Here is a 25,929-nt window from a genome sequence, read left to right on the forward strand (position 1 = left end):
AAATCCGAAACCAAAGGAATTAGCAGTCAATCAGAGAATTACAATTCAAACACTCCTATTTCCTGAAAACAAACCAAAGAAAAGCCAGTATTCCAGTCAAAAACAAGCCAAAACCATAACCCACCATTTTTTTCCTCTTCTTTTGATCCTCTTCTGTCAACTCACGGATCCGACCTTCTTTTTTATACTTTTCTTCCAAGGCAACCCCTATGGATACACCAATTGCTATACCTACCCCTGAAAAGGCGAAATTTCCAATGGAAATGCTATAAGCTATTCCTATTGGTATGCCTATTGCCATTCCAACTAAAATAAAATGTCCTTTTGGGTAGGTTTTAAGTTCGTTTTCCATTGGTTTTCCGAATTGAATTGAAATCAAGTTACTGTTTTCCCAACATCATTTAGCTCTAAAGCCCCATGAAACCTCAGAGTTTAAAAAGCATTTCCAGCAATGGCACACCAAAGTTTCGGGATTTCATTTCACTGATTTTCCGGAAACCACAGCGTTCGTACAAACTGACCGCGGGATCCAGTCCTGAAGTGGTATACAAATAGGCTCCTTTGTATCCCACAGAATTGTAAAAATCCATCCATTCTTCAATGAGCTTTTTTCCAAGGCCCTGACCCCGGTATTCTTTTTGGAGAATAAAATATCTCAGTTGAGCCTGGGAATCCGCCCGATGCATGAGCAATAAAAACCCTATCATCTCCTCTCCTTTTTCAACCACCCAGACCCGGTCTCTTTTAGGATCATACTGTCTGTAAAATTCCAATAAGCTTTCCATCACATAGGCTTCAAACCCCAGTCCGAACCCATGCTCTTCAGAATAGATTTTTCCATGTAAAGCGGCTACCTGTCCCAAATCCCCGGGACGGAGTTCGTTTCGAATTGAAATCTGATCAAAAGTAGTCATACAGAAATTTACAATTTTTGAAGGACACAACCGGAATATGTCCTTGGCATCCAAACAAAAAAACCGTCTTTACACAGACGGTTTCCTATTAATCTTCTGAATAGTTAAAGCTATCTACTTGCTCTTTTACCCAATCCTGATATTTCATCTTGCGGTATTCTACCCAGTCATTTTTATACTTAGACTCATCAATCAGAAATTTGAAAGCCGTCATTGACTTGGGCTTGGTCAACGCGCTGACCAGTTCCTCAGCTAGATTTCTTTCCTTCACCTTTCGGTCTATAAAATCCTGCATGACTTGGTGTTCCTGAGCCGGCTCCATTTTCGTGAACTCAGCAAAATTGTTCGGATTATCCTCTATTTCATCCAGAATATCCTCTTCTTCCTCAGTGAGGTCATAATTAAAATAATCCTCATCATCTGGCATCTGATGAACCTTCTTTTTGTCCAGCTGGTAGAAGCAGACCATTCCTTTTAATAATTGGGTAGAGATGTGATCTACCTCTTTTTCTGTAAGCGAGAGCATTGGTGGTTTAGAAAATTTTTGGAAAAATAATCAAAGTCAATATTTCCTCAAATTGTTTTGAGTAAAGCATTTACAGGGTCTTTTCATTCCCTTTCAAAAAGGGTTTTCAAAATTACGGAATCCAACTCGTGTCCCCCCGCAAAAGTCAAAGTTTCAACGGCTTTTCCAAGGCTTTTGACAAACATTTCCTGCTTCTGAATACTTTCTGGGGTAATGAGCCCATCCTTATCTCCCAATACCATAATCAATTCAGTTTCTGAAAATTTTTCTCTCGCATTTTCCAAAAGGAGATCATGGGCAAATCCTCCAGCCCAAAGTACCAATCTTTGAACCCGGCCTGACCACCTACTCGCCCATCGGGTAGCCGTAGCTGCTCCTTGGGAAAATCCCAACAAATTGATTTTGGGTTGAACCTCAAAACCAGACAGAAGCTTTTCCATCAAGGTGTCCAAAAACCTATGGTTGTTGATTATTGCAACCTCCCTTTCATGGCTAGTCATCCAGTTGGCACCTACTCTCCCCTGAAAACCACTCAAATAGGTATAATTTGTACCCTCAGGGGCCACAATCAGTCGTTCAGAATTGTCAAAGTCCCGAAACTTCCGGATGAAATATTCTGCTAGTTGTCCATAACCATGTAAAACCAGCCATATTTCCCTTTCCTGAAATGTGGGCTCATGGGAAAGTGAATAATGAGCCTGATAAGAAAACTCCAATAACTTTTTCAAAACTCAGCTTTTCAAATCGTCAAATTTCAGGGGAAGCAAATTCCGGATTCCTTTTACTCTAAATACTTTTTCGTCCGGCCTTAAAAACAACATGGTTACAGGCTTCCCAAATCTAACTTCAGACTCATTGATGGTTTGTCTGCAAATTCCGCAGGGCGACACTCCAGCCCAGGACTCCTCTCCTTCCCGCTGAGCTACTACTCCTAAAATCACAGGAGCCGAATCTGGAAAATTTGCCCCTGCATAGCCCAGTACCAACCGTTCTGCACAAACTCCTGTGGGAAAGCTTACATTTTCCTGATTACTGGACTGAAGCAGCTCGCCATTTTCCAGAAGAACTGCCGCTCCCACATGAAAGCCGGAATAGGGGGAATAAGACTGCTTGCTAACGGCTTTTGCCCTTTCTAACAACATAATTTCTTCATCACTCAACTCATGAAGTTCTAAAACCTCGATATGACTTCTTTCTTCTATTTTCTCCATCTTTAAAAATTTCTAGGGTGAAATCCAACGGATCAAAGTAAGCATTTGTTTGCCATTTTGAAGAAAAATGGTTTTCCCTGCCAAAATTATTGGCCATTTTAGGTACTGAAATTACCATTCCATGCATACAATTCTGATACTAGGGGGAGGCAAATCCTCCACTTTTCTGATCGATTATCTGGCAGACAGCTGTACCAGTAAAAACCGAAACCTGATTTTAGCGGATTTGGATGTACAAATGGCCAGCCTCAAGCTAAAAAACAGACCCGGTACCAAAGCGGTCTCGCTAAACAGTGAGGATTCGGAACAGAGGAGAAAACTCATTGAAAAAGCTGATGTAGTCATTTCCATGCTGCCTGCTTTCATGCATCCTACAGTTGCCAAAGACTGCCTGGAACTTGGAAAGCATTTTTTCTCGGCATCCTACGAATCAGAGGAAATGAGGAAAATGAAATCCGAAATCGAATCCAAAGGACTTTTTTTTCTGAATGAATGTGGACTGGACCCGGGGATAGACCACATGTCAGCCATGCGTATCATCGACCGAGCGAAAGCTGAAAATGAGGAGATCCTTTCATTCAAGTCCTTTTGCGGAGGGTTATTGGCACCCCAATCCGAGAACAACCCCTGGAAATACAAGTTTACCTGGAACCCCCGAAATGTAGTACTTGCCGGACAGGGAACCTCCCGGTACATAGAACATGGGGATTTGAAGTTTGTCCCCTATCATCAACTTTTCAGACGATTAGAAACTGTACATTTTGATGGGCTGGGAGATTTTGATGGATATCCCAACCGTGATTCCTTAAGCTATCGCCAAGTATACGGCTTGGAAAAAATCCCAACCATGTTGAGAGGGACACTAAGACGGGCAGGCTATTGCAAGGCTTGGGATATATTTGTACAACTGGGCATGACCGATGACAGCTTCCGAATGGAAATGCCGGAGGGCAGTACCCTTCGGGAATTCCTCAATGCCTTTTTACCTTATGACCCGACTCTCTCGGTAGAGGAAAAGTTGAGCGGAATAATCCCAGATCTGGATTTCCCTTCTTTCGAAAAACTCCAGTGGCTGGGTTTTTTCTCCACTAGAAAACTCCCAATAACTACCGGAAGCCCTGCAGCTATTCTTCAGGCAATTTTAGAAAAGGACTGGGCATTGGAAGTAGATGACAAAGACATGATTGTCATGCAGCACTTATTTGAAATCAAGGGAAAGGAAGGAATCCGGAAAACCACTTCCAGCCTGGTCTCCTTTGGAGAAGACTCCACCTACACCGCCATGGCAAAAACGGTGGGGCTCCCACTGGCAATCGCTGTTGACTTATTTTTGGAAGGGAAAATCAAGCTAAAAGGATTACATCTTCCCGTGGTTCCCCAACTTTACAATCCGATCTTGGATGAACTTGAAAAATATGGAATAAGCTTTTCCGAAAAAGAAGAAACCCGGAATTGATCCGGGTTTCTTTTTAGGGATTCCAATCTGCAGGAGGGTCAAGCTGAGCTCCCTCCACCTCTCTACAGTCATCTGGGATAATGGCAACGTTTTGAGCAAAAGTCAGGTCATTTTTATCAATATAGAGTCTCTTGGTATCTTCTGCACCAACTATAAAGTATCCCAATATCACTTCCTCAGGGTTTTCAAGATTAATCATATTTCCACGGATAGTTGCCGGAGGAGGATCAAATACCGAACCGCTGATTTCCACTTGTTGCTTTACCAGTTTCAAGAAGCGGTAAGCCTCCTGAGAGATTCCGATCTGCCTAATGTCAATTCTATAAGTATTGACAAATCTTAGACCGTCGTCTTCAATAAATGCCACAGGGATTTGAGTAGTCAATCCATTGAAATTGTCATCCTGAGCAATAAATACACTTTGGTTGCCGATATCCTCCGACCTAAAACAGGTGATACAGCAAGGTTTCGGCTGAGGGTCGCGACTTGGATTTGTATCGGAAGGCCTTGGAGTATATAAATCAGGCCGGGTCTCCAGCACATATACCGATGGCCCATTTTGCCAGAGATAAAAGTTATTTTCCTCTACTGGGTCATCAATCTCCGCAATGACCTGAATTCCTGATCGGTCATTGGTCTCTCCCTCCACTGGGATTCTTAAGGTAGCAACTGAGAGGTCTTTGATTTGCGGTACATCCTCTACCTTCTCAGGCAAAGAGGTATAGACTTTTCCATCCTGAGTCTGTATCTGCAAAGAATAAGATCTTCCAATCACAGCCGAAAATCCAGAAGGTGTATAATATGCCCCCCTTTCCTCGGCATTCTCCTCAAGGAAGATTACTTCTCCCAAATCATCTCTGATAATCACCGTAGCACCAGTAACAGGCCGAATCAAGCCTTCAAATACAGAGCCATAGGTGTCACTTTTGGTGAGCCGAATTCTATGGGGTCCGGGCTGTGTGGTAACGATCCCTTCCACTGTCAAGAGTTGTTCTCCCTCCTCGATATCCACTTCATAGGGATCAATACAGGCTACCGGAACAAGCAACAAAAGATATATAAACCTTTTAAACATTTTGATCAAAACTTAATGGAGTAAGAAATACTAGGAAGAGGCACTCCCAACACTGCCAAACGCATGGCTTGTGGCGGAGCTCCCAATTCATCCACAAAAAACAGTGAGAATGGATTTTTTCGTCCATAAACATTGAGAATGGAAAAAGTCCAGTCCCCATCAAAGAAGCTTCCTTTCCCCTTCAGCTTGAAATTCACAGAAAAATCAAGGCGGTGAAAGTCTGGTAATCTTTGCTCGTTTCTTCGTCCAAAGTAGGCAAGAGAATTCCCAAAATAGTCAAATTTGGCCTGAGGGAAACTCACAGGTCTACCGGTGCTGTAGCCAAATGTCGCAGAAATTGAAGTATTGGTACTCACTTTATAATTCCCAATCAAGGTAAGGTCATGGGGCTTATCAAAGTTGGAGGCATACCACTCACCATCATTGATGATTTCCTCTTCATATGGAGTAATCACCCTTCTCAAGCTTCGGGAATAGGTATAAGAAACCCAACCGGTCAATCGGCCCAAGTTCTTCTTCACATACATTTCCACACCATAGGCTCTGCCTTGAGCCGGCACGAGTTCTGTTTCCAGATTGTTTTGAAGGATCAGGTTTGCACCATCTTTATATTCAACAACATTCTGAATGTCCTTATAGTAGACCTCTATTGACGTTTCAAAGATATTTCCCTTGAAATTGTTGTAGAACCCCAGGGAATATTGGTCCACGATCTGTGGCTTCAAAAATTCATCACTCAATTTCCAGATGTCTGTGGGAGCAATCGTTGCTGTATTGGAAATCAAATGGATAAACTGGTACATTTTGTTGTAACCCGCTTTAATGGAACTATTCTTTGATAAGGAATAACGTAATGAACCCCGAGGTCCCAAGCCATCGTAGCTCATGATTTTATCCCCATCCCCATAGGTGGTTTCCCCGATCGAATTCCCATCGGAAACAGGCTTGTTTTCGGCATATTGTTGGACTGTTCTAGGCCCTAAATATTGATAGGTATCATAGCGTAATCCATAGGACATTCCGAATTTCTCTCCGACTTCGAATTCATGCTGGAAATGAACCCCCGACTCTCGGCCAAATTCATTCTGTACTTTTTGGGGAAGAATGCCCGACTCATGCCCCTCGTATGGGACAAGCTCTCCTGGTTGAATAGTTAAATTTTTGGAATCCACACCAAAGGTCAGCTTCTGGGTTGGGCTCAACTCATACATCATAAATGCCTTGATCCCGTAATCTTCAATTCCGGAATTCAAATCAAAATCATTGATCCCGGACCTGTTGAAAATACTGTAATCATAACGGGTGAAATACCCCAATGCCTCCATGCTGAGCTTCTCACTAAATTTACTTTTCCATTGCAGGGAATGACTGTCATTTTTCCAGGAAATGGTGGTATCCGAAGCAAAGGCAAAATCATCATAGGAGGTGTAGTAGCTGTAAGTAAACTCCTGTTTATCGGACAAAGGAGCGCTGACCACCAAATTCCCATCATAGAAATTGGCTCGGGAGTTTTTAAGATCTGGATTACTCAGGGTATTTAGGAACCAATTGATGTAAGAGCCTCTGAATCCGCCTCGCACCGAAACTTTATCCTTGACCAAGGGTCCATTGAAGCCTATTTTCCCCGAGTTATTACTCAGCATCAAATCACCTCCCCACTTGTCTAGACTTCCCGTCTTGGGCAAAATATCCAAAATCGAGGAGCCTCTACCACCGTAACGAGCGGGGATTACAGACTTATACAGCGTTACATCATTGACAATATCTGCATTGAATGAAGTGAAAAGCCCAAACAGGTGAGTTGGATTATAAATTGGGGCTCCTGCAAACTGAATAAGGTTCTGATCAGCTCCTCCACCACGAACATTCAATCCTGCAGAGGCCTCTCCCACTTGGCTTACACCGGGAAGGGTAGCCATGGACCGGATGATGTCCACCTCTCCCAAAAAAGGAGGAAGTTCCCGCATAGTGTTCATGCTTAGGGTAATGGCCCCCATTTCGGTAGACCGGATATTCTTTTCCGGATCTCTTCCGAAAATCACCACATCATCCAATTCAAAATCCTCTTGGATCATACGAATTGAAAGCCTCCCGTCTCCAACAGCAGTAATGGGGTATTCTATGTATTCGTAGCCGACATATCGAAACTGTAGGTTGTACTCGGCCCTATCAAGGATGAGCTCAAAAGCACCATTGGTATCTGTAACTCGGGTAACATTTATCTCTGGAACCGTAACAGTGGCACCTACAAGCGCCTCTCCTGTAATTTCATCTATGATTCTACCGGAGATTCGGATTCCCTTGAGTTGGCCTATATCGCGACCCACCACCTCACGTTTTACAGTTTGGGTCTGGGAAAATGCTGTCTGACCCCAAATCAGAAATAGCATTAAAAAGAAATTTTTCAAGTAGATATATTTCATATGCCATCAGGATCAAAGCGGTACATCTCAATATTGATTACTCCAGGAATTTGGACTTCAGGTTCACGGAGTATATAAATCTTACCATCTCGAACATAATGTCCAACAGTAACACTTTGAGGCAGCCCCCCCATTGAGTTTTTTGGTTTCCAAGAAAGTGTATTCATGTCCAATTCCCACATATCCTGAGATCTTCTGTATAAACCCACATAAGCTTTATCGCCAAGGACTAAGGCCATGCCATACCCATTGGCACTCCCTGTGTTGCCAGGGTAGAAACTTTTTTCCTGCCAAGAATTAGAATCGGGATCAATTTCCCACAATACCCCTTCAGGGTCGATCATATAGACATGATCACGATAAATAAAAAATGGACGTTCATTTGAAATCTCGAAGGGAGCGTCCATCAACATATCCCATGATAATGTAATTGGATTATATCGAGCTACCCTCCTAGCCATTTCAGCTTCTCCACCAAGCAAATAGAGATTGCCTTTAAGCTCAAAAGCGACGGATGCGTTACTTGAAAATGGCAAATTCGGAAGCTTCTCAAAATTACTGCCATTGATTTTCCAAAAGGTTCGATCATCAAGAAATTCATCCCTACCTAACTGAATCGTACCCCCTCCTAAGAAATGTTCTGTGGCAAATGCCTTTTCCCGCAAAGTTCCGGGGAAACTGAGCTGCTCCCAAGTCTCGCTTTGGAGACTATATCTCTGGATATAAGGATACAGTTCTGAATTTTTTTGCCTACCAAGTCCAAAATATAGTCCTTCGGAATTTTGGAAAAATATGTTGTCATAAACCCTTACTCCACCAGGCACTTCAGAAACTAGAAAATATTTACCGGATTGATATTCAAAATTGTCCTCAAACTCTAAGGTAAGATCTCTAACCTGAACTCTGATTGGAACATTTTTTTCGGTTGTGGAAGGAGGAACTCTTACCCTTATTTTGGCTTCAAAGGTATTTTCCAAAACCGTTGCCTCCTGATCTCCAAAAAACACCCTGGTGTCTTCAGGAAGGACTTTTCCCGTTATAATAATTTCATCACCGGCTTTTGCAAAAGATGGGGAAAAATCAATAATGGCAGGCAAGAGGGTTTGAATTTCCAGCACCTCTCCCATAATCTCCTGTCCACCTATTGAAGCAAAGGCCTTGACGAAATACAATTCCCCGATCTCAAGACCATCCGCTTCTCCAATAAATCTTCCGGGACCATCTTTCACCCCAAGAGACACTTTTATGGGCGATGTAAAGGATTCCGAGCTGGAAAGATAAAATCCATGGTCATCTGCATTCATTGCCTGGTTAGAAATCAAACGCCCCAAAAGACGGATTTTCTCCCCACTGACAAACAAGGCCTCCTCCGTAGCAACCGAAGTCAGACCGTCTTCTTCTTCAGTACAGCCCCATCCCAATAAAAGCATTGCAATAATGCCAATAGACAGAAGATTTCGCATAAATGTGGTAGTGGTTTAATCATTCAAAAATATTGAAATCAACCGCTAATACAACACGCATTAGATTTACTTCACATAAAAAGGTCAAATGCGGGCTTTAATAGAATCAAAAAATCTAAAACCCTAATAAATATCCACTTATCAGGTCTTTATAGAAGAGCGTAAACTCTCCAGAATTTTCTTTTATAAAAAAGTTAAAAGCTTGGATTTCCTGCTTTTTCCAAGAAAATGATGCTATGATTCGATGAACAGGTTTATTAGGGCTATCCTGCATTCGGTATTGCTGAGAAGGAAACAAACCAAAGTCCTTTGCAAGATTTTCGAAATCCAGCATTTGACGGGGAGGAAGAATCAGCCAAAACTCCCCCTCTTCAGAAAGCAGTTCATCAACCTGAGCTATCAACTCTCCAAATGGCAACTCATCCGTGTGCAGCGCCTGATTCCTCTTAGGGTCGGAAGATTTGAGATGATCCGGAAAATAGGGCGGGTTGCTGACAATCAAGTCAAAGGAATCACTCGACTTGAAATCTTGGATCCTTCCCTGCCAGAGTTCAAGTCGATTTCTGAAGACGCTCCCCTTGAAATTTTCCTCCGCCTGAGCTGAGGCTTCCATATCCAATTCTACAGCAGTGATTTGTGCTTCATGAAACCGCTGAGCCAGCATCAGGGCAATGACCCCAGTTCCACTTCCGATATCTAAAATCCGTCTAGGATTGTCTGTCTTGGCCAAAGCCCCTAAAACCACTGCATCTGTACTGATTTTCATGGCGCAGCGGTCCTGCTCTACCCGAAATTGCTGAAACTGAAACCAGGAGTTCCCCATCAGATCCGGGCTTTGCTTTGAAGTTTCACTCGAAATCTAGGTCGGTCTTCCATCACGTTCAATTCATCCTCAGATACCCGCTTCACACTTTCTATGGTATAAAAGGCCTTTTCGTCCACCTCTTTTACTTTGGTCACGAATTCCTTGAGATTTTCCCGCTTCATCACCGTAAAGAGCAAATTCACTTTCCCATATCTTCCCTCTGCTCCCACATTGGTAAAGCGATAATCTCTCTCTTTCATAAAATCCATAAGTTCCGGAAGTGCTTTTGGCGTGATAACCCTTACCAAAACCCTTCCCAAAGCGAGCTTTTCCTCAAAAAACATACCCACATAAGTTCCCGTACCAAAACCTGCCGCATAGGCTATATAGGATAAAGGATTGTTGATATTTTGAAAAATCTGACCAATTGCCAGAAGCCAAATCAGTGCCTCGAAAAACCCTAAGAACGGAGCAACATTTTTCTTTCCATTCATCATAAACATGATCCTCAAGGTATTGATGGATACATCCCCAACCCTTGCGAAAAAAATCAATAAGGGCATGATCAAATAGTTGAACAGCTGCTCTGAAATACCCAAATCCTGTAGAAGTTCCTGCATGTCTTGTTTCTTTTATTGGCAGACAAAATTACACCCAATTATCCCAAGGTTGAAGTAATTGAGGACTTAGATTTTTTGGTCTTTTCCTGCAGGAATTCCAAAAAACAAAAACTGAAGGGAAAAGAAGAGCATGAAATAGATCAGCACATTCCAGTTGTTGAAAAAATCAAGGGATATCCCAAATAGCATGGGACCAAATGCAGCCAGAACATAACCCGAAGACTGAACCATCCCTGATAATTTAGAAGTAGTCCTATCCTCTGCTGTCCTCAGAGAAATCAGAGTATAGGCGATGCTGAGACTAGCCCCCATTCCTAATCCTATGATGGTCAAAGAAAAATAAATCACCCCTTCCACTGAAGAAAACAACAACAAATAGCCTAGGATATACATCAAGCCTACTGCCAGGATCACCTGAGACTGTTCTTTTAAGCGGATCAAAATCGATGGTGCAAAATAGGAACCAATCAGAGAGACAACCTGCATTCCGGATGAGATCCAGCCAGCTTTTTCTGGACTCATCCCCCTTGAAACCAACATATCAGGCAACCAAGTGATCAAGGTAAAATACATCACAGACTGTGCCCCCATAAACAGGGTAACTTGCCAGGCTAGCCTGGACTTCCATACATTTTTTACAGGAGATGTATCTGCTTTTTGGGTAGGTCTTGCCCTTTTGATTTGGGGAAACCATACCAAAATTGCTAGTAGCAAAAACACCACCCAAAACACCAAGGCTCCTCTCCACCCAAGTCCCCAACCAACAGCAATAGGAACACTTAACCCTGCGGCAACCGCTGCGAACAAGGACATCCCTGTGGCCAACAGGGCTGTCATTAGTCCAAGCTTTTCGGGAAGTTGGTTTTTAATCAGAGGGATCAGCAAGACATTGGCGAGCACAATTCCAATACCCGTGAATGCAGTTCCCAGCAATAGCAACTCTATCCCTCCAAGAACCCGCAACACCATTCCGAAAAGCAAAATCAACAGGGCCATGAAAATGGCTTTGCCATTCCCCATTCGTTTTCCAATGGATGGGGATATGAGCGAGAAAATTGCAAAAGTCAGTAAAGGAAGGGTGGTCAGAAATCCAGCCAATCCGTTTGACAGATCCAAGTCATCCCTGATAAAAGGAATTAAAGGCCCCACTGAAGCAATTGAAGTTCGCAGGTTGATGGCAACCAGTAAGATCCCAAGGATCAGAAGAAACTGTGAAGATTGCTTTTGCAAGACCGGCAAAAATTAATAGGAGGGTGAAGATCAGGTGCAAAGTACGAATTTGGCATGGAATACCCGACCTACTGCTGATCCCAATATCCTAGATTTTGACAATCCACTCCATAAGCAGGAAGCAAACGAGATTTTCGGTTAGGAACGGCTTTCGACTAAATCTTGGACACAATCAACCCAAGTGTCATTGGAATTGAGACTTGGAACCAAATCCCAGTGCTCACCCCCCAACTCTTCAAACTGTTCCTTGTATTCTTGACCTACCTCAACAGTGGTTTCGAGACAATCAGCCACAAAAGCAGGTGAAAACACCAATACTTTCTTCACACCTTCTTGAGCCAATTCTTTGATCACATCCTCTGTGTAAGGCTGAATCCAAGGATCCTTCCCGAGGCGGGACTGAAAACAGGTAAGCACTTTCTCAGCAGGAATCCCCAATTTCTCAGCAAGCAATCGGGAAGTCTGGAAACACTGGGCCCGATAGCAAAACTGATTTTTCAACCCATACTTGTTGCAGCATGCTCCCAATTGGCAATATCCATCTACAGAACCCTTGCGAATCTGCCTTTCCGGTAATCCATGATAAGAAAATACAAACTTTTCATAATCATGCTTCTTCATAGCTTCCCTTCCGAGTTCGGCCCAAGCTTCCAAGAAAAGCGGGTGATCCACGTAATTACTAATGAAAGTCATCTCAGGAATGATTTGCCATCCCCTTGCAATTTCCATCACTTTATCCATCACAGAACCATTGGTAGCAGAGGCATATTGTGGAAAAAGCGGTACCACAATAATTTTTTTAACCTTTGCTTTCATAAGCTCTTCCAGTCCCTTTTCAATGCTGGGATTTTGGTAGCGCATGGCCATACTTACTATATACTTCTCGGGATCTAGCTTTTTAGTCAGCTTTTCTTTCAGATCTTCAGTATGAAATAGCAGTGGAGATCCACGATCAGTCCAAAGCTTTCTGTATTCAGCAGCAGATTTGGGAGCCCTAAAAGGCGCAATAATCAAATTCACCAGCATCCATCTGGGGATAAATGGAATGTCGATCACCCTTCCGTCCATTAAAAATTCGCGTAGGTATTTTCGCACATCCGAAGTCTGAGTGCTGTCTGGGGTTCCTAGATTGACAAGTAATACGCCAATTTTTCCGGTTTTAGCCATGATCTAAAGCTTGGATAAGTGATAAACTTTAAGAACCCAAAAGTAAGGGAGAAAGTTAAACGAAGCCAATTGAACTCAAATATGGGAGATTGAAAAAAGCTTTTAGGCTTCCTTCCTTCCTGCCCAAGCCATCAATGGTCCCGAGGCCACACTGGAAATCAAGGCAAGAATTACCAACCCAATAAACAGTGAATCAGAGACTAACCCATATTCCAGGGCAATCAAGCCCAGGATAATATCCATGCTCCCTCTCGTGCTGAGACCAAAACCCACCATCATGGATTCATTCCTCTTTATCCCGGCAAACCTTCCTCCCAGATAAGCTCCATAATATTTGGTCAAAAGCCCGACGATCACTACAACCCCAGTAACTCCCAAATCAAAACTTTCAATAAAATTCACCTTCAAACCAATTGAAACGAAAAATATCGGAGCGAAGATATTATTGATAAACTGGTGAAGGATTTCCTTGGCTTTTTCGGTCAAATATTCTGAATCTCCCAAAGCCACACCAATGATAAAAGCTCCAAAAATGGCGTGTATTCCAATGAATTCTGTAAAAGACGCCGCCAAAAAACAAATTGCCAAGGAAAGGGAAAGTAAGCCTCCGGGCCAGGCTAGCTTCTTGTTGATCCAAGGAAGCGTGTTGTTGATCAGTCCTTTTCCCACAGTCAACATGATCAGGGTAAAAGCCAGCGTAAGTCCGATTGTAGGCCATACACCAAGCCCTCCGTTTCCGGATTCTGAAAGAGATAAAATCACTGAAAACACAATCCAGCCTAATACATCTACAATCATGGCAGCTGCAATGATCAAGAGTCCGGTTTGAGTTTTGAAGAGGTTCAAATCCATCAACACCCTTGCCACCACTGCCAAGGCGGTGATAGAAATAGCCAAGCCAAAGAAAGTCGAGGCAACTGCCCTGTCATGAATATTCACCCCCAGGAATTCGGGAAAGGCATAAGCCACTACAAAGCCTGCAATGATGGGCAACGCCATGGAAGCTGCAGCGATTTTTAAGGCATTTTTGCCCTGATTCCATACCACTTGCAACTCGACCTCCAAACCGGCAATAAAAAGAAGCAAAACCACCGAAATCTGTACAAACCCATCCAATGCTATATTGGTCATCTCATGAGTACCAAATAGATAATCCTGAAAACCCGGCATCAGTGAACCCAAAATAGTGGGACCTAGCACGATCCCAGCCAGGATTTCCCCGACCACTGCTGGCTGCTTGAGTTTTCGGGCGATCTCTGCAAAGATCCTGGCCATGATCAACATGGAGGCGAGCTGAAGAAGGAGATTGATTACCTCCTTATGGTTGAGAGTTTCCATGGAGGCTTAATTTTTAATGATCAACAAATTACAAGGAAGTGTACTCAGCAAGTCTTCCAAATCATGGGGAAAAATCCGGTCAAAGAAATTCAATCTTCGGCTATCTCCAACAATTAACAGATCTGCCTCGATTTTTTCACAGAATCTTGCCAACTCAACAGCCCAGCGCCCGCCGGTTACTTTTATATTTATTTTCAAATCTCCCTTATCAATTGTTTTTAATAGGCCCTGTACATACTCGATCTCATTCTGTACAAGCTGACGTCTTGTTTGGGCAATCTCCTCCTCAGAATCCTCACTGGCAGTACCCATCTGCAAGCCGTACATTTTGATTTCATTCAAAATCGACACATTATCCGCCTTCACCTTCTTTGAAAATGCGATCCCTCCGGCAATCACCTTCGGGGTAATTTCCAGTTGGGTTCCGTTGATCACCACCTTCGAAAAATCGGATGTTTCGGTTTTGGGTTCGATCAATGTCAATACCGAACAGGTGGATTTTCGGATTATCTTTCTACCCACTGAACCCAAATAGTATTTAAACAAGCCCTCCCGCTTCAAAGCTCCTGCCACCAACAAATCCACATGTTCCTCCCGACAGGCTTGCAGGATCATTTTTGCAGGCTTCCCCTCTTTCCAAAGCACTTTCGTCCTCAACTCCTCACATCCCAACCTCTGCAGAATTTCGAGAAGTTTCCCTTCCAGCTCTGGGGTTTTTACCCCGACATGGATCAACACCAATTCCGAATCAAACACCTTCACAAGCCTTCTGGCCTCCGAAATCAGCGCCTCAATCCTCGGGGAAAAAGCAATTGCCAAACCGATCTTTCTAAACATAGGTTAAAATGGATTTGCCTGAAATAAGTAAAAAATACCCATTCGTCCAACTAAAAGCTGCATACCCCCATTTATCCAATACTAATCCCATTCAAGCAGCATTTGGACTTTCCGAAAAACTAACACCGCATTTTTCAAGTATTTTTAATAAAATTTGGATGAATTCCATACCAGGAATTTTTCTTTTTGAAAGAATTACTAAACCCAATTTCTTATGAAAAAAACCATACTCGGCTGTTTGCTTACGGCGAGTCTGAGTTTTCCGACTGTCCTGATGGCACAATCGGACTACCCAACACTCAGTCAGATCAACCAGCGATTGCAGCGAGTGGCATCCAATGCTTCCGCCACTCTGACCTCCCTCACCAAAACTGATGGAGGAAAAGACATCTGGGTACTCAAGGTAGGTACCGGTGAATTGGATCAAAAACCAGCCATAGCCGTGGTTGGAGGAGTGGAAGGCTTCCATGTCCTGAGTGTGGAACTTGCTCTTCAGTTTGCCGAAAAATTAGTATCTGAAAACTCAGCGGCACTTGAGAAAACCACTTTTTACATTTTTCCAAATATGTCCCCAGATGCTTATGAGCAATATCACGCGGCATTGAAATATGAAAGAAGAGGAAATGCTGTGGCCGTGGATCACGACCGTGACGGCAAGGCCGGAGAAAATGGTTACACGGACCTGAATGGAGATGGATATATTACTTGGATGAGAGTGGAAGATCCTATGGGAGATTATGTGACTTCTTCCCAAGATGAGCGGGTAATGGTAAAGGCTGACCGTTCCAAGGGAGAGGCCGGCAAATACTTTTTGTACCCAGAAAGCAAGGACGATGACAAAGACGGAAGCTTTGCGGAGGATTTGAAGGAAGGGATAGCTTTCAACAAATCCCTAACCTATAGATTCCCCGTATTTGAGCCTTTGGCAGGCGACATTCCTGTTTCCCAAAAAGAATCCCGTGCCTTGTTGGATTATCTCTTCCAGCAGTGGAACATCTTTGCTTTTGTCACCTTTTCTCCCTCCAACAACCTTTCTGCCCCGCTTAAATACAATGCAGCGGATGCCAGAAAAAGGGTAGTGACCTCCATTTTGGAAAAGGACCAGACCATCAATGCCATGGTTTCAGAAATCTACAACGAAACGGTTTCCCGAAAAGCCTTCCAACAGTCTAATCAGGGTACCAACGGCGATTTCTTTCAATGGGCTTATTTCCATTTTGCAAGGCTGAGCTTCAGTACTCCGGGCTATTGGACTCCTGAATTTGGAAAAGGAAAAACCAATGCAGAAGCCAACTACCTGGCATGGGCCGACTCTCTTGGCCAACAGGAAAATTTTGTAGCCTGGACAGAAATCCAGCACCCTGATTTCCCTGGAAAAAAAGTGGAAGTGGGAGGAATCAAACCCTTTTTGATGAGTAACCCTTCTTATGATAAAGTTGGGGAAATTGCTTCAGAGCATACAGCCTTTATTCTTAAACTGGCAGATATGCAGCCAAATTTGGAACTGCACAATATCAAAACCGAAAGCCTAGGAAACGGACTGACCAGAATCTCTGCCGACCTGTTCAACAACTCCCCACTTCCTACCCATTCTCAAATGGGAGAGCGATCCAGATGGCTTCGAAAAGTTCGAGTGGATTTGGAAGTACCTGCAGACCGGATCATTTCCGGAGATAAAATCAAGCTGATCAACTCCATCGGCGCCTATGAAAAAGTCAGCCTCAGCTGGATCGTCAAAGGAAATGGAGAGGTCCCTGTCAAGGCAGGAGCTGCTCATGTAGGTTTTGTAAAAGCCAATATTAAACTCTAAGCCATGAATATTATGAAAACAAGAAACTACTTCTTTGCCCTGGCTTTGAGTGCAATGAGCTTGGGAACCATAGATGCGAATGCACAGGATAAATTCTTCAAAGCGGTGGGCTCTCCCCACATGCCAAAAGTAGAAGTTGCCTGGAACAGATACTATACCTATGAAGGACTCGTGGATGTCATGCAAAAAATCGCAAAGGCACATCCTAATTTGGCAAAAATCCAGTCCATCGGGAAATCCTATGAAGGGAGAGATATCATGACCCTGACCATAACGGATTTCTCTGCTGGAAAAGATACCGACAAACCTGCCATGTGGATTGACGGAAACATCCACTCCAATGAAATTCAAGGAGCTGAATTTGCCTTGTATGCTGCCTGGTACCTTACCGAAATGCATGCAGACACCGAGTTTATCCAAGAATTACTTGTAGATAAAACCTTTTATATCACGCCTACCATCAACCCAGATGCTAGAAATGATTTCTTCCTGAAGCCGAATAATGCCAATACTCCAAGATCCGGGATGATGGTCCTGGACAATGACGGTGACGGATTGGCCGGTGAGGACAGAATGGACGATCTGGATGGTGACGGTCACATCACCATGATGATCCGGAAATCCCCAACAGGCCGCTACATCAAAGATCCTCTGGATCCGAGAAGGCTGATCACAGTGGGTCCCGACCAAGTTGGAGAATATGAAATGCTGGGGCAGGAAGGCATAGACAATGACGGAGACGGAGAAGTCAATGATGATGGGGTAGGTTACTACGATCCAAACCGTGATTGGGGCTGGAACTGGCAACCGGATTACATCCAAAGAGGGGCCTTGAGATATCCATTCTCCCTGCCTGAAAACCGATCCGTGATGGAATTTGTGATGAGTCACCCCAACATTGCCGGAGCACAGAGTTACCATAACTACGGTGGTCTGATCCTGAGAGGTCCGGGTGCTGAGGAAGATGTGAATACCTACAACCGAGAGGATATCCGCATCTACGATGCCATCGCCAAAAAAGGAGAGGAAATGATGCCAGGCTACAAATACATCACTGTTTACAAAGACATGTATACCGTATTTGGAGGGGAACTTGACTGGTTCTACGGCAACAGAGGGATATTCACCTATTCCAATGAACTGATGATTTCCTACCTGTATTTCCACCAAAATGCCGGCAGAGGAAATCAGGATGAGCAGCTAAAAGTGGATCAGCTTCTTACTTTTGGAGATGCCTTCGTGGATTGGAAGACCTACCAGCACCCTCAGTTTGGAGAGATTGAAATCGGAGGTTTCAAGAAAACCTTTGGCAGAGCTCATCCGGGATTCCTGATGGAGCAAGATGCACACCGAAATTCAGCCTTTACCATTTTCCATGCCTATCACACGCCAAAACTTTCTGTCATAGATGTGAAAGAAGAAGATATGGGCGGAGGATTGAAAGCCATTACGGCGACTATTTTCAATGAAAGAATGATGCCTACCCATTCCTCTCAGGACATGAAACATAAAATCGAACGCCCTGATTTCGTAAGTATTTCAGGAGCCAAAGTGGTTGCCGGTTTTGTAGTAGAGGATGAGGACTTCAAGAAGTTCAAGGAGCAGAAGGATTCTCCCGAGCGCATAGCGGTAGAAAATATTCCGGGAATGAGTGCTGTGAAGGTAAAGTGGATCGTTTCATCTGCCTCCAACTATTCCATTACTGTTGATTCTGCAAAGGGCGGAAAGGCGAGCTGGAAGAAATAAAGCAACCTGCTTAAAATTAAAAATCCCCGGCCCAAAAAGGACCGGGGATTTTTTTTGTAAACGAAAAACCCCGCCTCAGACCAAAGCGGGGTTTCTATCAATATAGTGGTTTAGAATCAAAGGGCAGAAAGGTATTTGTTGAATCCACCGGCAGTCGTCACTCGGAAGCTGATGTTAGCTCCTGGCTTTTCGATGCTGTATACCTTGTGAAGTCCCTGAGGATTTTCAACTTTCTCAGAGTGGATCAACTTGTCTCCATCATAGATGGAAACAGTTACGTCCTTAGCCTTCAAGTTGCTTACAAGCAATCTGTATTTGTTTTCCTCGATTTTGGAAACTCTGGAGTAAACAGATGGCTTTTCAATAATGTAGTTTTCAAGAGTTGCGGAACGCAAAACGCCGGACTCATCCAAAACCTCTACGGAATAAGTACCCTTAGCCAAGGCGCTCAGGTCATATCTTTTTGCAAAAGCTTCTTCTTTGGTGATCTTGTCACGCAATACCAAACGGTCATCTCCGTCAGTAATTTTGACAATCAAAGCACCTTTAGGAGCTTCTGATACAGCAACCATTACTTTGGCTGGTTCTGTCTGTCTAATTTCGATTGAATTCTCTGCACCTGCGGCAAAAGCTCCTGTTGACAATCCTGCAACAAAAAGCATAGTGAATAGTTTTTTCATTTTAATAATTGGTTTGAATAGGTTCTAATTTGATTTTGTAACCCGGAACGGCAGATCCATTCTAGGGAGGTATTTTGGGCTACAGGGTCCATCGGGTCTGATGGATGTGGTGTTAAATCACATTACAAAGATACAATACGGAACTTAAATTGAAAAAGTTTCAATAAAAATATGCTTTTATTTGACATTCATCAATCAAACATGTGTTTTATTGTGAAATCAATAAAATTATGTCGCAATCGATAGCGAGAGCCTTATTTGTCTAAGAAACGCTAATTTTTTAGAATTTTATTCTGTAAAAAAATAATACACAAAATCATGTCAGCACATCAATAAACGAAATCAGTTTTTCGCAATCGATTGTATTGAATGAAAATTTTTTATCATTTTTTTTAAAATCATATGGTCTATTGGAGAAATAATCGTTTTTGCCAAAAAACAAGGCCGTTTGGAGCTTCTATGGCATCGATCATTCAACAGTTTTGTGAGCTAAACAAACGGGATATTAAAGCCATCTGGAACAATGAAGGGAATTACCGTAGACCTGAGGGCGAAGAAGATCAATTTCACCTCGGCTAAAAGTATTGCAAAAATCTATTTCAATTGAAAAATCCCATATCGAGTAAAATCCTCTTCTTCTTCGGGATTTAATAACTTGATTAAGAAAGTGTCATCAGGCATAAGCATGGAGATTTCTCCATAGGGTATTTCAACATCTCCTCCGATCTGTCTCCCTCCTCTAATCAGAATTACTCGACGGTAACTTGGATCTCCAAAGTGATGGTAACTCCGGTCGTCAGCTAATTTCTGTTCATAAATCCCGGGAGGAATAGCTTTTATATATTCCAATATGACAGTTCCATCGGATAGAATGTAAATATTTCTATTTTTTGCTCCAAGAGTTATTGGACCTTTAGAAGGTATATTGCTTAAGGAAATCTTCGACGATTTCAGTACCGAAAAATCACCATGGCTAACCTTGATACTCCCTGTTACTTGTTTATATTTCAAATCAACGATGCTTATTTCATCGTCTAAAGTAGTGGTCAGATATAGTTTCCCACGGCTTTTGTCTAGCGAATAAACAGGAGCATAAATTGACTCAATGGAGGGATCCAGTTTAGAAAAATTTGACCGATCTGAAACTGGCGCTAAGTTGTAAGTCTTTTCGTTTTTCGGATTAAATACTTCCAGAAGATTTTCTTTCAAAAAATCTGTAAATCCAAAAAATGTGGAATATCCGGAAGGTTGACTGATAAACGAGTAATCTCCATTAACACCCTCTCCGTTGAAAAAATTTAGTTTTTTGGGAGTGTATCGGGTTATTGTGTATTTAGAGTTAAAGGGTATTTTTTTTATCTTTTTAAGATTTTGATCGTACAGGTACAGATTTTGACTGGAATGAATCCAAATATTTCCTTCTTCTGAAAAAGCTATTTGATTGATGGGTTCTACGATCTCGTTGGGTCCTTCCCCTTGTAAAATTTCAGAGACAAGGACTTTACCGCTTTCTGAAAACAAAGTGATTTTATTCCCTTTGCTTCCTTGATTGATATATCCCAGATATTGTTTTTTGAAAGGATTGTAGTCTAAAATCTCTACAGGGTATAAAAGATCAATTTTGAATTCAGCTATTTTCGAAAAGGTGGTTTGGGCATTAACCACATTTTCAAAAAGAAGAAATATCGACAGCAAAAGCATTTTATAAATCTTCATGTAGATTTTACTAGTTTTTTGATGTGAACGTTTCCGATCAGAATTTTTTAAGATAAGAATTTAGTGAAATATTTTTGCTTACTAACGATTTTTATAATAAAAAAATAGTTATAAAGGCGATTAGAAAATAACAATCAATACAGATGAATGGTAAAATAAAAAAGAGGCTAGACCCGATGTCCTGCCCTACAAAAAAAGCGGTGTCTCCACCGCCCTATTTTTCATGAATTGAGGTGTTAATTCAACCCTCTTGCGCTATAATTTGTCGCCTTGGCTACCAGTTCCTGATCGAACTTTCCTTTCATTTCCACTACTATCAAATCCCCCTCTTCCCCTGCAATCATCACTACCAGGTCCGAAATGGTATTTCCTCCTTTGGAATATACCATCATCCCTCCTTTCTTACCCTCAGAGGCTTCCATCAATAATTCATAGCGCTCTCTTTCCAGTCCTTTTTGCAATGCTTTGAATTCCGCACCACTTGCATCAATATTATCCGGCAACGTGAAAAAGTTCAGCTTTTCCAAAGACTTGGCTACAGTGGCCATGTCGTCCTTATCTATATCAATTTTAAACCCTTCAGCAAAACTCAGGAAATTCCCGCCCAACTCGATGTGGAAGAAATCTTCCTCTCCTTTGTATTTTTCATAAAGCGCCTGAACGCTCTTGCTTTGTGCCTGCACTCCAAAAATCAGTGCAAAAAGAGACAAGGTTAAAATCAGCTTTTTCATAATGTGTTTTAATAGTTAGGTTAGTTTATATTCAGTTCTTTTTAGAAGCATTATTACCTTTCCCGTATTGGTCCATTCCCGGGATATCGGTTTTTTCTGCCAGCATATTGAGATCCCTATAAGTGAAATTTCCCAACATAGAAAGTAGCGTAAAGTCATTTCCATTCCCGGAGACCATCAGGAGCTCCTTTACCAGCCCCCCTTCTTCGCGAACCATAAATTTCAGGCTGGTACCTTTATCCTGTACGTCCATCAGTTCCTCATATTTGTTTTTGATCAGAGTCCCCATGGCCTCCTTGTACATGGCCATTCCGTCCACTTCTTCTGAACTAAGGATTCGAATTCCCCTTACTTTCTGGATCAGTTCACCCAGATCTTTTGCATCAGGATCTTTTTCGGAGTTGTCTTTCAAAAACCCTCCTGCCATCTGCATCATCTTCGGGGAAATGAAAACACGGGAAAAACGCTCATCCTCCATATACTTGGAAAAAAATCGCTGAATGGCATCATCTTGGGCCTGTGCCCGAAAAGCAAATGCCAAAACCATCAAGGGGATTATTAAATATTTTTTCATGGCTTATTTCTTGGTTTGATCTTTAAATAGTTGCTCAGTTGTATTCAGGTATTTCAGTTCATTCATGGGCTTCAGTCGATCCTGACCCTTTGAAAGATTGGTTTGTATCAATGCAAAAGCCATCATGACCTCTTCATAAGCCTCTTGCTCTGCTTGCTTTTGTTGGAAAATGCCCCATCCCCAGAAAGTCCCTATGAGGATGGCTGCAGATGCAGCATAACTCATCCAGGATATTCTCATCTTTCGAATCTTTCCTTTGGGAATCCTCACTTGCTCTGGCTCCAGGCTCGCATACTCTTCAAATCCGGCAAAAAGCTCCTTCTCCTCTTCAAAACCCTCAGCATTTTGAAGCAGGGATTTCAGTTCCTTTTCTTCTTCCAGACTGCTTTCCCCATTCCAGTATTTTTCCAGCAGCTCCTCTATTCTCTTCTTCATTTGGTCATTTTTTGGCTGAGCATATGCTCTTTGATTGTTTTTCGGGCACGGTGCAGGTTTACTTTCACCTGCTCCAAACTCAATTCCAGATAGGTTGCTATTTCCTCATAACTCAATCCTTCCACTTCCCGCAATTGGAAAATCTCCTGCTGCTTTGAAGGGAGAGTTTTTAACAGGCACATCACTTTATTCACTGATTCCTTCGTCTCATCTTTTGCAGAATCATCCCACTTCAAGTCCTCCAAACCCTCCAGTGAATCCAAAACCTTATTTTGCCTCAGGTACATCAAGACTTCATTTTTAAGGCTTCGGACCAGCCAACCCATCAGGTTGGGATGGTTTTGGAGTTCACCCTCTCGATTGAAGGATTTTTCGAAAACATTCTGCAGCATATCCTCTGCAAGGGACCTATCCCTTACCCAGAGGTAGACCAACCGATAGAGTTTGCTTCTCTTCGGCCAGATATGTACTTCAAAAAATGACTTCATTCTATATGGTTAATGCAGGGCTTTAACGAATGTTACACTTTCAATCTAAAAAAAATTAAATTTTAGAGGAGTTGAAAAACACCCGCTTCCCGAATAAGTTAAATGGAGTAGGGCCGATTTCTTTGGCACAAGTGAAAATTGATCCTAAATTAGTTTCAAAAAATAGTATGCATGCAGAGTATTTATTACTTTGCATGGGATGAAAATTTCCGAAATGAACGCAAATACCTCGAAAAAAGACATAAAAAAAGCCCCGAATTGCTTCGGGGCTCGTGGTGATGAGTGGACTCGAACCACCGACTCACGGATTTTCAGTCCGATGCTCTACCAACTGAGCTACATCACCTTTTCTTAAAGTGATGCAAAGGTAGGTATTTGATATTTTCATACAAACCATTTGAAGAAAATTTTATTGAAGTAAACCCAAACAATCCGCTAATCTCATCACTATGAGCTTTTTACCGCAACTCGCTTTTTTGATAATTCTTGCTACTGCAGGTTTTATTTTAAGCAAAAGAGTCAAATTCCTCAAAAGGAACATCCTTTTGGGAAAAGACGAAACCCGAAACGACCAAGCCAATGCCCGATGGAAGACCATGTTTCTGGTTGCCTTTGGTCAAAAAAAGATGTTCAAACGCCTGATCCCGGCATTCCTCCACCTCCTCGTCTACGTGGGATTTATTGTGATCAACCTCGAGGTATTGGAGTTTGTACTGGACGGAATATTGGGAACCCACAGACTCTTTGCCCCGATTCTGGGCTCAGGGTACACGGTCCTGATGAACATATTTGAATTCCTCGCTGTAGCCGTTCTTTTCTCCTGTGTGGTTTTTCTGATCCGAAGAAACATCCTCAAAGTGGAGCGTTTCACCAAGCCGGAGATGAAAGGCTGGCCTGCTCTGGACGGGAACTTGATCTTAAGTATAGAAATCATTCTCATGCTTGCCATTCTGAGCATGAATGCCACTGACCAGATTTTGGCAGGCAGAGGAGATGCGCATTATTTGGAACTGGGAACCTTGTTTTTCAGCAGCTTGCTTCAGCCGATTTTTGAAGGTTTGTCCAACTCCTCTTTGGTTTTCATCGAGCGTTTTGCCTGGTGGTTCCACATCGCAGGGATTTTGGCATTTGCGGTTTATGTCACCTACTCCAAGCACCTGCATATTTTCCTTGCCTTTCCCAATACCTGGTATTCCAACCTGAAACCCAAAGGAGAGATGCAAAATATGCCCGAGGTGACTAATGAGGTAAACATGATGCTGGGTATCCCTGTTGAAAACTCTTCCGAAGCTCCCGCAGAAATAGGGAGATTTGGAGCAAAAGACATCAATGACCTTTCTTGGATCAATCTACTGAATGCCTATTCCTGTACAGAATGCGGGCGCTGTACCTCTGAATGTCCGGCAAATCTGACTGGCAAAAAGCTTTCACCTCGAAAAATCATGATGGATGTGAGAGACCGGGCTGAAGAGGTTGGCAAAAGCTTGGATGCCGGTGGAGCAGGACTGGAAGACGGAAAGTCCCTTTTGGGCGACTACATCAGCAAAGAGGAAATCAATGCCTGCACAAGTTGCAATGCCTGCGTGGAAGCATGCCCTGTAAATATCGACCCCCTTTCCATCATTTTACAACTCAGACGCTATGTAGCGATGGAGGAATCCGGAACTCCGGCACAATGGAATGCCATGTTCCAAAATATGGAAACCAGTTTTTCCCCTTGGAAATTCAGCCCTTCTGACCGATTCAACTGGGCCGAAAAAGTCAAAGAAGAGGAAATGAAATGAGAGAAAGTCTGAGCATAACTCTCCATTTCCAGAATTGATTACCATTTACTTGAAAACAAAGAAGACAGATGTCAACCTATCAAATACCAACCATGGCCGAAATGGCCTCAAAAGGAGAAAGCCCGGAAGTTCTTTTTTGGGTCGGATGTGCAGGCTCTTTTGACGAGCGATACAAAGCCGTAACCCAGGCCTTTGTGAAAATCCTGAACAAAGTAGGGGTTTCTTTTGCGGTTTTGGGACCTGAAGAAACCTGTACCGGAGATCCGGCAAGACGTGCCGGAAATGAATTTCTTTTCCAGATGCAGGCCGTAGCCAATATTCAGGTAATGAATGGGTATGAAGTAAAAAAAGTGGTGACCGCTTGCCCCCATTGCTTCAATACCATCAAAAATGAATATCCGGCTTTGGGAGGAAACTATGAGGTGATCCACCATTCTCAATTTCTTCAACAACTCATCAATGAAGGAAAAGTGACACTCAAAGGGGGCGGGGAATTCAAGGGAAAGAAGATCACCTTCCACGATTCCTGCTACTTGGGTCGTGCCAATGATGTCTATGAAGCCCCAAGGGAAGTGATCAAGGCACTGGACGTGGAACTGGTGGAAATGAAACGCTGCCGAACCAAGGGACTTTGCTGCGGTGCAGGCGGAGCTCAGATGTTTAAAGAACCTGAGCCCGGAAAAAAAGACATCAACATCGAGCGAACTGAAGAAGCATTGGCTACAGGAGCCCAAGCAATTGCCGTAGGGTGTCCATTCTGTCTGACCATGATGACCGATGGAGTTAAAAACAAAGAGCGGGAAGAAGACGTCAAAGTTTATGACCTTGCGGAAATGATCGCCAAGGACATGGGAATTTGAGTCTTCTATTTTGAATCAATTTGACCCTTTTTGCCGTTAG

Annotated in this window: 26 protein-coding genes and 1 tRNA gene; 6 read left to right on the forward strand and 21 right to left on the reverse strand. The window is 42.8% G+C overall.

Features of this window, described 5'->3' with window-relative positions; all coding sequences use genetic code 11:
* Positions 1 to 55: 55 nt before the first annotated feature.
* The 5 genes from P2G54_RS13180 to P2G54_RS13200 form a co-directional block, all read right to left on the reverse strand.
* The gene (locus P2G54_RS13180; protein WP_275871869.1) at positions 56 to 352 is read right to left on the reverse strand and encodes a hypothetical protein; all 297 of its coding nucleotides are present in this window, start codon (positions 350 to 352) and stop codon (positions 56 to 58) included.
* Positions 353 to 425: 73 nt separating this feature from the next.
* Complete coding sequence (locus P2G54_RS13185) at positions 426 to 914, reverse strand: GNAT family N-acetyltransferase (RefSeq protein WP_275871871.1); 489 nt, start codon at positions 912 to 914, stop codon at positions 426 to 428.
* Between the two features lie 88 nt (positions 915 to 1,002).
* A complete protein-coding gene (locus P2G54_RS13190) occupies positions 1,003 to 1,440 on the reverse strand; it encodes a UPF0158 family protein (RefSeq protein WP_275871873.1) in 438 nt (145 codons plus the stop codon).
* Positions 1,441 to 1,523: 83 nt separating this feature from the next.
* Positions 1,524 to 2,168, reverse strand: coding sequence for an alpha/beta hydrolase (locus P2G54_RS13195; protein WP_275871875.1), 645 nt, complete (start codon positions 2,166 to 2,168; stop codon positions 1,524 to 1,526).
* 3 nt (positions 2,169 to 2,171) lie between these two features.
* Positions 2,172 to 2,651: a cytidine deaminase gene (locus P2G54_RS13200; RefSeq protein WP_275871877.1), complete on the reverse strand. Its 480-nt coding sequence runs from the start codon at positions 2,649 to 2,651 to the stop codon at positions 2,172 to 2,174.
* 121 nt (positions 2,652 to 2,772) lie between these two features.
* Between P2G54_RS13200 and P2G54_RS13205 the strand changes: the two genes are divergently transcribed.
* Positions 2,773 to 4,107 carry a saccharopine dehydrogenase C-terminal domain-containing protein gene (locus P2G54_RS13205; RefSeq protein WP_275871879.1) on the forward strand — a complete coding sequence of 445 codons (1,335 nt, stop codon included), beginning with the start codon at positions 2,773 to 2,775 and terminating at the stop codon, positions 4,105 to 4,107.
* 13 nt (positions 4,108 to 4,120) lie between these two features.
* Here P2G54_RS13205 and P2G54_RS13210 read toward each other — a convergent pair whose 3' ends face one another.
* The 9 genes from P2G54_RS13210 to P2G54_RS13250 all read right to left on the reverse strand — a co-directional run bounded on the left by P2G54_RS13210 (position 4,121) and on the right by P2G54_RS13250 (position 15,065).
* Entirely contained in the window at positions 4,121 to 5,182 is a 1,062-nt protein-coding gene (locus P2G54_RS13210) for a DUF4249 domain-containing protein (protein ID WP_275871881.1), read from the reverse strand.
* 5 nt (positions 5,183 to 5,187) lie between these two features.
* The gene (locus tag P2G54_RS13215; protein WP_275871883.1) at positions 5,188 to 7,572 is read right to left on the reverse strand and encodes a TonB-dependent receptor; all 2,385 of its coding nucleotides are present in this window, start codon (positions 7,570 to 7,572) and stop codon (positions 5,188 to 5,190) included.
* Between the two features lie 29 nt (positions 7,573 to 7,601).
* Positions 7,602 to 9,068, reverse strand: a complete 1,467-nt coding sequence (locus tag P2G54_RS13220) for an IPT/TIG domain-containing protein (protein ID WP_275871885.1) — start codon at positions 9,066 to 9,068, stop codon at positions 7,602 to 7,604.
* A 115-nt stretch (positions 9,069 to 9,183) separates the two neighbouring features.
* Entirely contained in the window at positions 9,184 to 9,891 is a 708-nt protein-coding gene (locus P2G54_RS13225) for a methyltransferase (protein ID WP_275871887.1), read from the reverse strand.
* The gene (locus P2G54_RS13230) at positions 9,891 to 10,493 is read right to left on the reverse strand and encodes a DUF2179 domain-containing protein (RefSeq protein WP_275871889.1); all 603 of its coding nucleotides are present in this window, start codon (positions 10,491 to 10,493) and stop codon (positions 9,891 to 9,893) included. The genes P2G54_RS13225 and P2G54_RS13230 overlap by 1 nt, the downstream gene beginning before the upstream one ends.
* Before the next feature lie 66 nt (positions 10,494 to 10,559).
* Entirely contained in the window at positions 10,560 to 11,723 is a 1,164-nt protein-coding gene (locus tag P2G54_RS13235) for an MFS transporter (protein WP_275871890.1), read from the reverse strand.
* A gap of 138 nt (positions 11,724 to 11,861) precedes the next feature.
* Positions 11,862 to 12,890: a ferrochelatase gene (gene hemH / locus P2G54_RS13240; protein ID WP_275871892.1), complete on the reverse strand. Its 1,029-nt coding sequence runs from the start codon at positions 12,888 to 12,890 to the stop codon at positions 11,862 to 11,864.
* Positions 12,891 to 12,992: 102 nt separating this feature from the next.
* Positions 12,993 to 14,228: a cation:proton antiporter gene (locus P2G54_RS13245; protein ID WP_275871894.1), complete on the reverse strand. Its 1,236-nt coding sequence runs from the start codon at positions 14,226 to 14,228 to the stop codon at positions 12,993 to 12,995.
* Positions 14,229 to 14,234: 6 nt separating this feature from the next.
* Complete coding sequence (locus P2G54_RS13250) at positions 14,235 to 15,065, reverse strand: universal stress protein (RefSeq protein WP_275871896.1); 831 nt, start codon at positions 15,063 to 15,065, stop codon at positions 14,235 to 14,237.
* Between the two features lie 8 nt (positions 15,066 to 15,073).
* Between P2G54_RS13250 and P2G54_RS13255 the strand changes: the two genes are divergently transcribed.
* The 3 genes from P2G54_RS13255 to P2G54_RS13265 are packed head-to-tail and all read left to right on the forward strand — an operon-like array spanning position 15,074 to position 18,621.
* Positions 15,074 to 15,283, forward strand: coding sequence for a hypothetical protein (locus tag P2G54_RS13255; protein ID WP_275871898.1), 210 nt, complete (start codon positions 15,074 to 15,076; stop codon positions 15,281 to 15,283).
* Complete coding sequence (locus P2G54_RS13260; protein WP_275871901.1) at positions 15,280 to 16,875, forward strand: M14 family metallopeptidase; 1,596 nt, start codon at positions 15,280 to 15,282, stop codon at positions 16,873 to 16,875. Before P2G54_RS13255 ends, P2G54_RS13260 begins: the two co-directional genes overlap by 4 nt.
* Positions 16,876 to 16,887: 12 nt before the next feature.
* Entirely contained in the window at positions 16,888 to 18,621 is a 1,734-nt protein-coding gene (locus P2G54_RS13265) for a M14 family metallopeptidase (protein WP_275872143.1), read from the forward strand.
* Between the two features lie 116 nt (positions 18,622 to 18,737).
* On the opposite strand, the gene P2G54_RS13270 is transcribed toward P2G54_RS13265, so the two are convergent.
* The 7 genes from P2G54_RS13270 to P2G54_RS13300 form a co-directional block, all read right to left on the reverse strand.
* Positions 18,738 to 19,301 (reverse strand): hypothetical protein, encoded by a 564-nt coding sequence (locus P2G54_RS13270; protein ID WP_275871903.1) that lies wholly within the window; start codon positions 19,299 to 19,301, stop codon positions 18,738 to 18,740.
* 594 nt (positions 19,302 to 19,895) lie between these two features.
* Positions 19,896 to 21,017 (reverse strand): hypothetical protein, encoded by a 1,122-nt coding sequence (locus P2G54_RS13275; RefSeq protein WP_275871905.1) that lies wholly within the window; start codon positions 21,015 to 21,017, stop codon positions 19,896 to 19,898.
* Positions 21,018 to 21,253: 236 nt separating this feature from the next.
* Positions 21,254 to 21,748, reverse strand: a complete 495-nt coding sequence (locus P2G54_RS13280; protein ID WP_275871907.1) for a DUF4252 domain-containing protein — start codon at positions 21,746 to 21,748, stop codon at positions 21,254 to 21,256.
* Positions 21,749 to 21,779: 31 nt separating this feature from the next.
* Entirely contained in the window at positions 21,780 to 22,322 is a 543-nt protein-coding gene (locus tag P2G54_RS13285; RefSeq protein ID WP_275871909.1) for a DUF4252 domain-containing protein, read from the reverse strand.
* A gap of 3 nt (positions 22,323 to 22,325) precedes the next feature.
* Entirely contained in the window at positions 22,326 to 22,757 is a 432-nt protein-coding gene (locus P2G54_RS13290) for a hypothetical protein (protein ID WP_275871911.1), read from the reverse strand.
* Positions 22,754 to 23,245 (reverse strand): RNA polymerase sigma factor, encoded by a 492-nt coding sequence (locus tag P2G54_RS13295; protein ID WP_275871914.1) that lies wholly within the window; start codon positions 23,243 to 23,245, stop codon positions 22,754 to 22,756. The genes P2G54_RS13290 and P2G54_RS13295 overlap by 4 nt, the downstream gene beginning before the upstream one ends.
* Before the next feature lie 273 nt (positions 23,246 to 23,518).
* Positions 23,519 to 23,591 (reverse strand) — tRNA-Phe (locus P2G54_RS13300).
* A gap of 103 nt (positions 23,592 to 23,694) precedes the next feature.
* Between P2G54_RS13300 and P2G54_RS13305 the strand changes: the two genes are divergently transcribed.
* Both P2G54_RS13305 and P2G54_RS13310 read left to right on the forward strand, forming a co-directional pair.
* Positions 23,695 to 25,029: a 4Fe-4S dicluster domain-containing protein gene (locus P2G54_RS13305; RefSeq protein ID WP_275871916.1), complete on the forward strand. Its 1,335-nt coding sequence runs from the start codon at positions 23,695 to 23,697 to the stop codon at positions 25,027 to 25,029.
* A 68-nt stretch (positions 25,030 to 25,097) separates the two neighbouring features.
* A complete protein-coding gene (locus tag P2G54_RS13310) occupies positions 25,098 to 25,889 on the forward strand; it encodes a (Fe-S)-binding protein (RefSeq protein ID WP_275871918.1) in 792 nt (263 codons plus the stop codon).
* Positions 25,890 to 25,929: the final 40 nt, after the last annotated feature.

The sequence above is a fragment of the Algoriphagus sp. CAU 1675 genome (assembly GCF_029222925.1).
Lineage (GTDB): Bacteria > Bacteroidota > Bacteroidia > Cytophagales > Cyclobacteriaceae > Algoriphagus.

What these genes read in the sequence shown, in the direction of transcription:
- P2G54_RS13180 (WP_275871869.1), bottom strand. Translation starts at nt 352, where the DNA reads ATGGAAAACGAACTTAAAACCTACCCAAAAGGACATTTTATTTTAGTT.
- P2G54_RS13185 (WP_275871871.1), bottom strand. Translation starts at nt 914, where the DNA reads ATGACTACTTTTGATCAGATTTCAATTCGAAACGAACTCCGTCCCGGG.
- P2G54_RS13190 (WP_275871873.1), bottom strand. Translation starts at nt 1,440, where the DNA reads ATGCTCTCGCTTACAGAAAAAGAGGTAGATCACATCTCTACCCAATTA.
- P2G54_RS13200 (WP_275871877.1), bottom strand. Translation starts at nt 2,651, where the DNA reads ATGGAGAAAATAGAAGAAAGAAGTCATATCGAGGTTTTAGAACTTCAT.
- P2G54_RS13205 (WP_275871879.1), top strand. Translation starts at nt 2,773, where the DNA reads ATGCATACAATTCTGATACTAGGGGGAGGCAAATCCTCCACTTTTCTG.
- P2G54_RS13210 (WP_275871881.1), bottom strand. Translation starts at nt 5,182, where the DNA reads ATGTTTAAAAGGTTTATATATCTTTTGTTGCTTGTTCCGGTAGCCTGT.
- P2G54_RS13215 (WP_275871883.1), bottom strand. Translation starts at nt 7,572, where the DNA reads ATGCTATTTCTGATTTGGGGTCAGACAGCATTTTCCCAGACCCAAACT.
- P2G54_RS13220 (WP_275871885.1), bottom strand. Translation starts at nt 9,068, where the DNA reads ATGCGAAATCTTCTGTCTATTGGCATTATTGCAATGCTTTTATTGGGA.
- P2G54_RS13225 (WP_275871887.1), bottom strand. Translation starts at nt 9,891, where the DNA reads ATGGGGAACTCCTGGTTTCAGTTTCAGCAATTTCGGGTAGAGCAGGAC.
- P2G54_RS13230 (WP_275871889.1), bottom strand. Translation starts at nt 10,493, where the DNA reads ATGCAGGAACTTCTACAGGATTTGGGTATTTCAGAGCAGCTGTTCAAC.
- hemH (WP_275871892.1), bottom strand. Translation starts at nt 12,890, where the DNA reads ATGGCTAAAACCGGAAAAATTGGCGTATTACTTGTCAATCTAGGAACC.
- P2G54_RS13245 (WP_275871894.1), bottom strand. Translation starts at nt 14,228, where the DNA reads ATGGAAACTCTCAACCATAAGGAGGTAATCAATCTCCTTCTTCAGCTC.
- P2G54_RS13250 (WP_275871896.1), bottom strand. Translation starts at nt 15,065, where the DNA reads ATGTTTAGAAAGATCGGTTTGGCAATTGCTTTTTCCCCGAGGATTGAG.
- P2G54_RS13255 (WP_275871898.1), top strand. Translation starts at nt 15,074, where the DNA reads ATGGATTTGCCTGAAATAAGTAAAAAATACCCATTCGTCCAACTAAAA.
- P2G54_RS13260 (WP_275871901.1), top strand. Translation starts at nt 15,280, where the DNA reads ATGAAAAAAACCATACTCGGCTGTTTGCTTACGGCGAGTCTGAGTTTT.
- P2G54_RS13265 (WP_275872143.1), top strand. Translation starts at nt 16,888, where the DNA reads ATGAAAACAAGAAACTACTTCTTTGCCCTGGCTTTGAGTGCAATGAGC.
- P2G54_RS13270 (WP_275871903.1), bottom strand. Translation starts at nt 19,301, where the DNA reads ATGAAAAAACTATTCACTATGCTTTTTGTTGCAGGATTGTCAACAGGA.
- P2G54_RS13275 (WP_275871905.1), bottom strand. Translation starts at nt 21,017, where the DNA reads ATGAAGATTTATAAAATGCTTTTGCTGTCGATATTTCTTCTTTTTGAA.
- P2G54_RS13280 (WP_275871907.1), bottom strand. Translation starts at nt 21,748, where the DNA reads ATGAAAAAGCTGATTTTAACCTTGTCTCTTTTTGCACTGATTTTTGGA.
- P2G54_RS13285 (WP_275871909.1), bottom strand. Translation starts at nt 22,322, where the DNA reads ATGAAAAAATATTTAATAATCCCCTTGATGGTTTTGGCATTTGCTTTT.
- P2G54_RS13290 (WP_275871911.1), bottom strand. Translation starts at nt 22,757, where the DNA reads ATGAAGAAGAGAATAGAGGAGCTGCTGGAAAAATACTGGAATGGGGAA.
- P2G54_RS13295 (WP_275871914.1), bottom strand. Translation starts at nt 23,245, where the DNA reads ATGAAGTCATTTTTTGAAGTACATATCTGGCCGAAGAGAAGCAAACTC.
- P2G54_RS13305 (WP_275871916.1), top strand. Translation starts at nt 23,695, where the DNA reads ATGAGCTTTTTACCGCAACTCGCTTTTTTGATAATTCTTGCTACTGCA.
- P2G54_RS13310 (WP_275871918.1), top strand. Translation starts at nt 25,098, where the DNA reads ATGTCAACCTATCAAATACCAACCATGGCCGAAATGGCCTCAAAAGGA.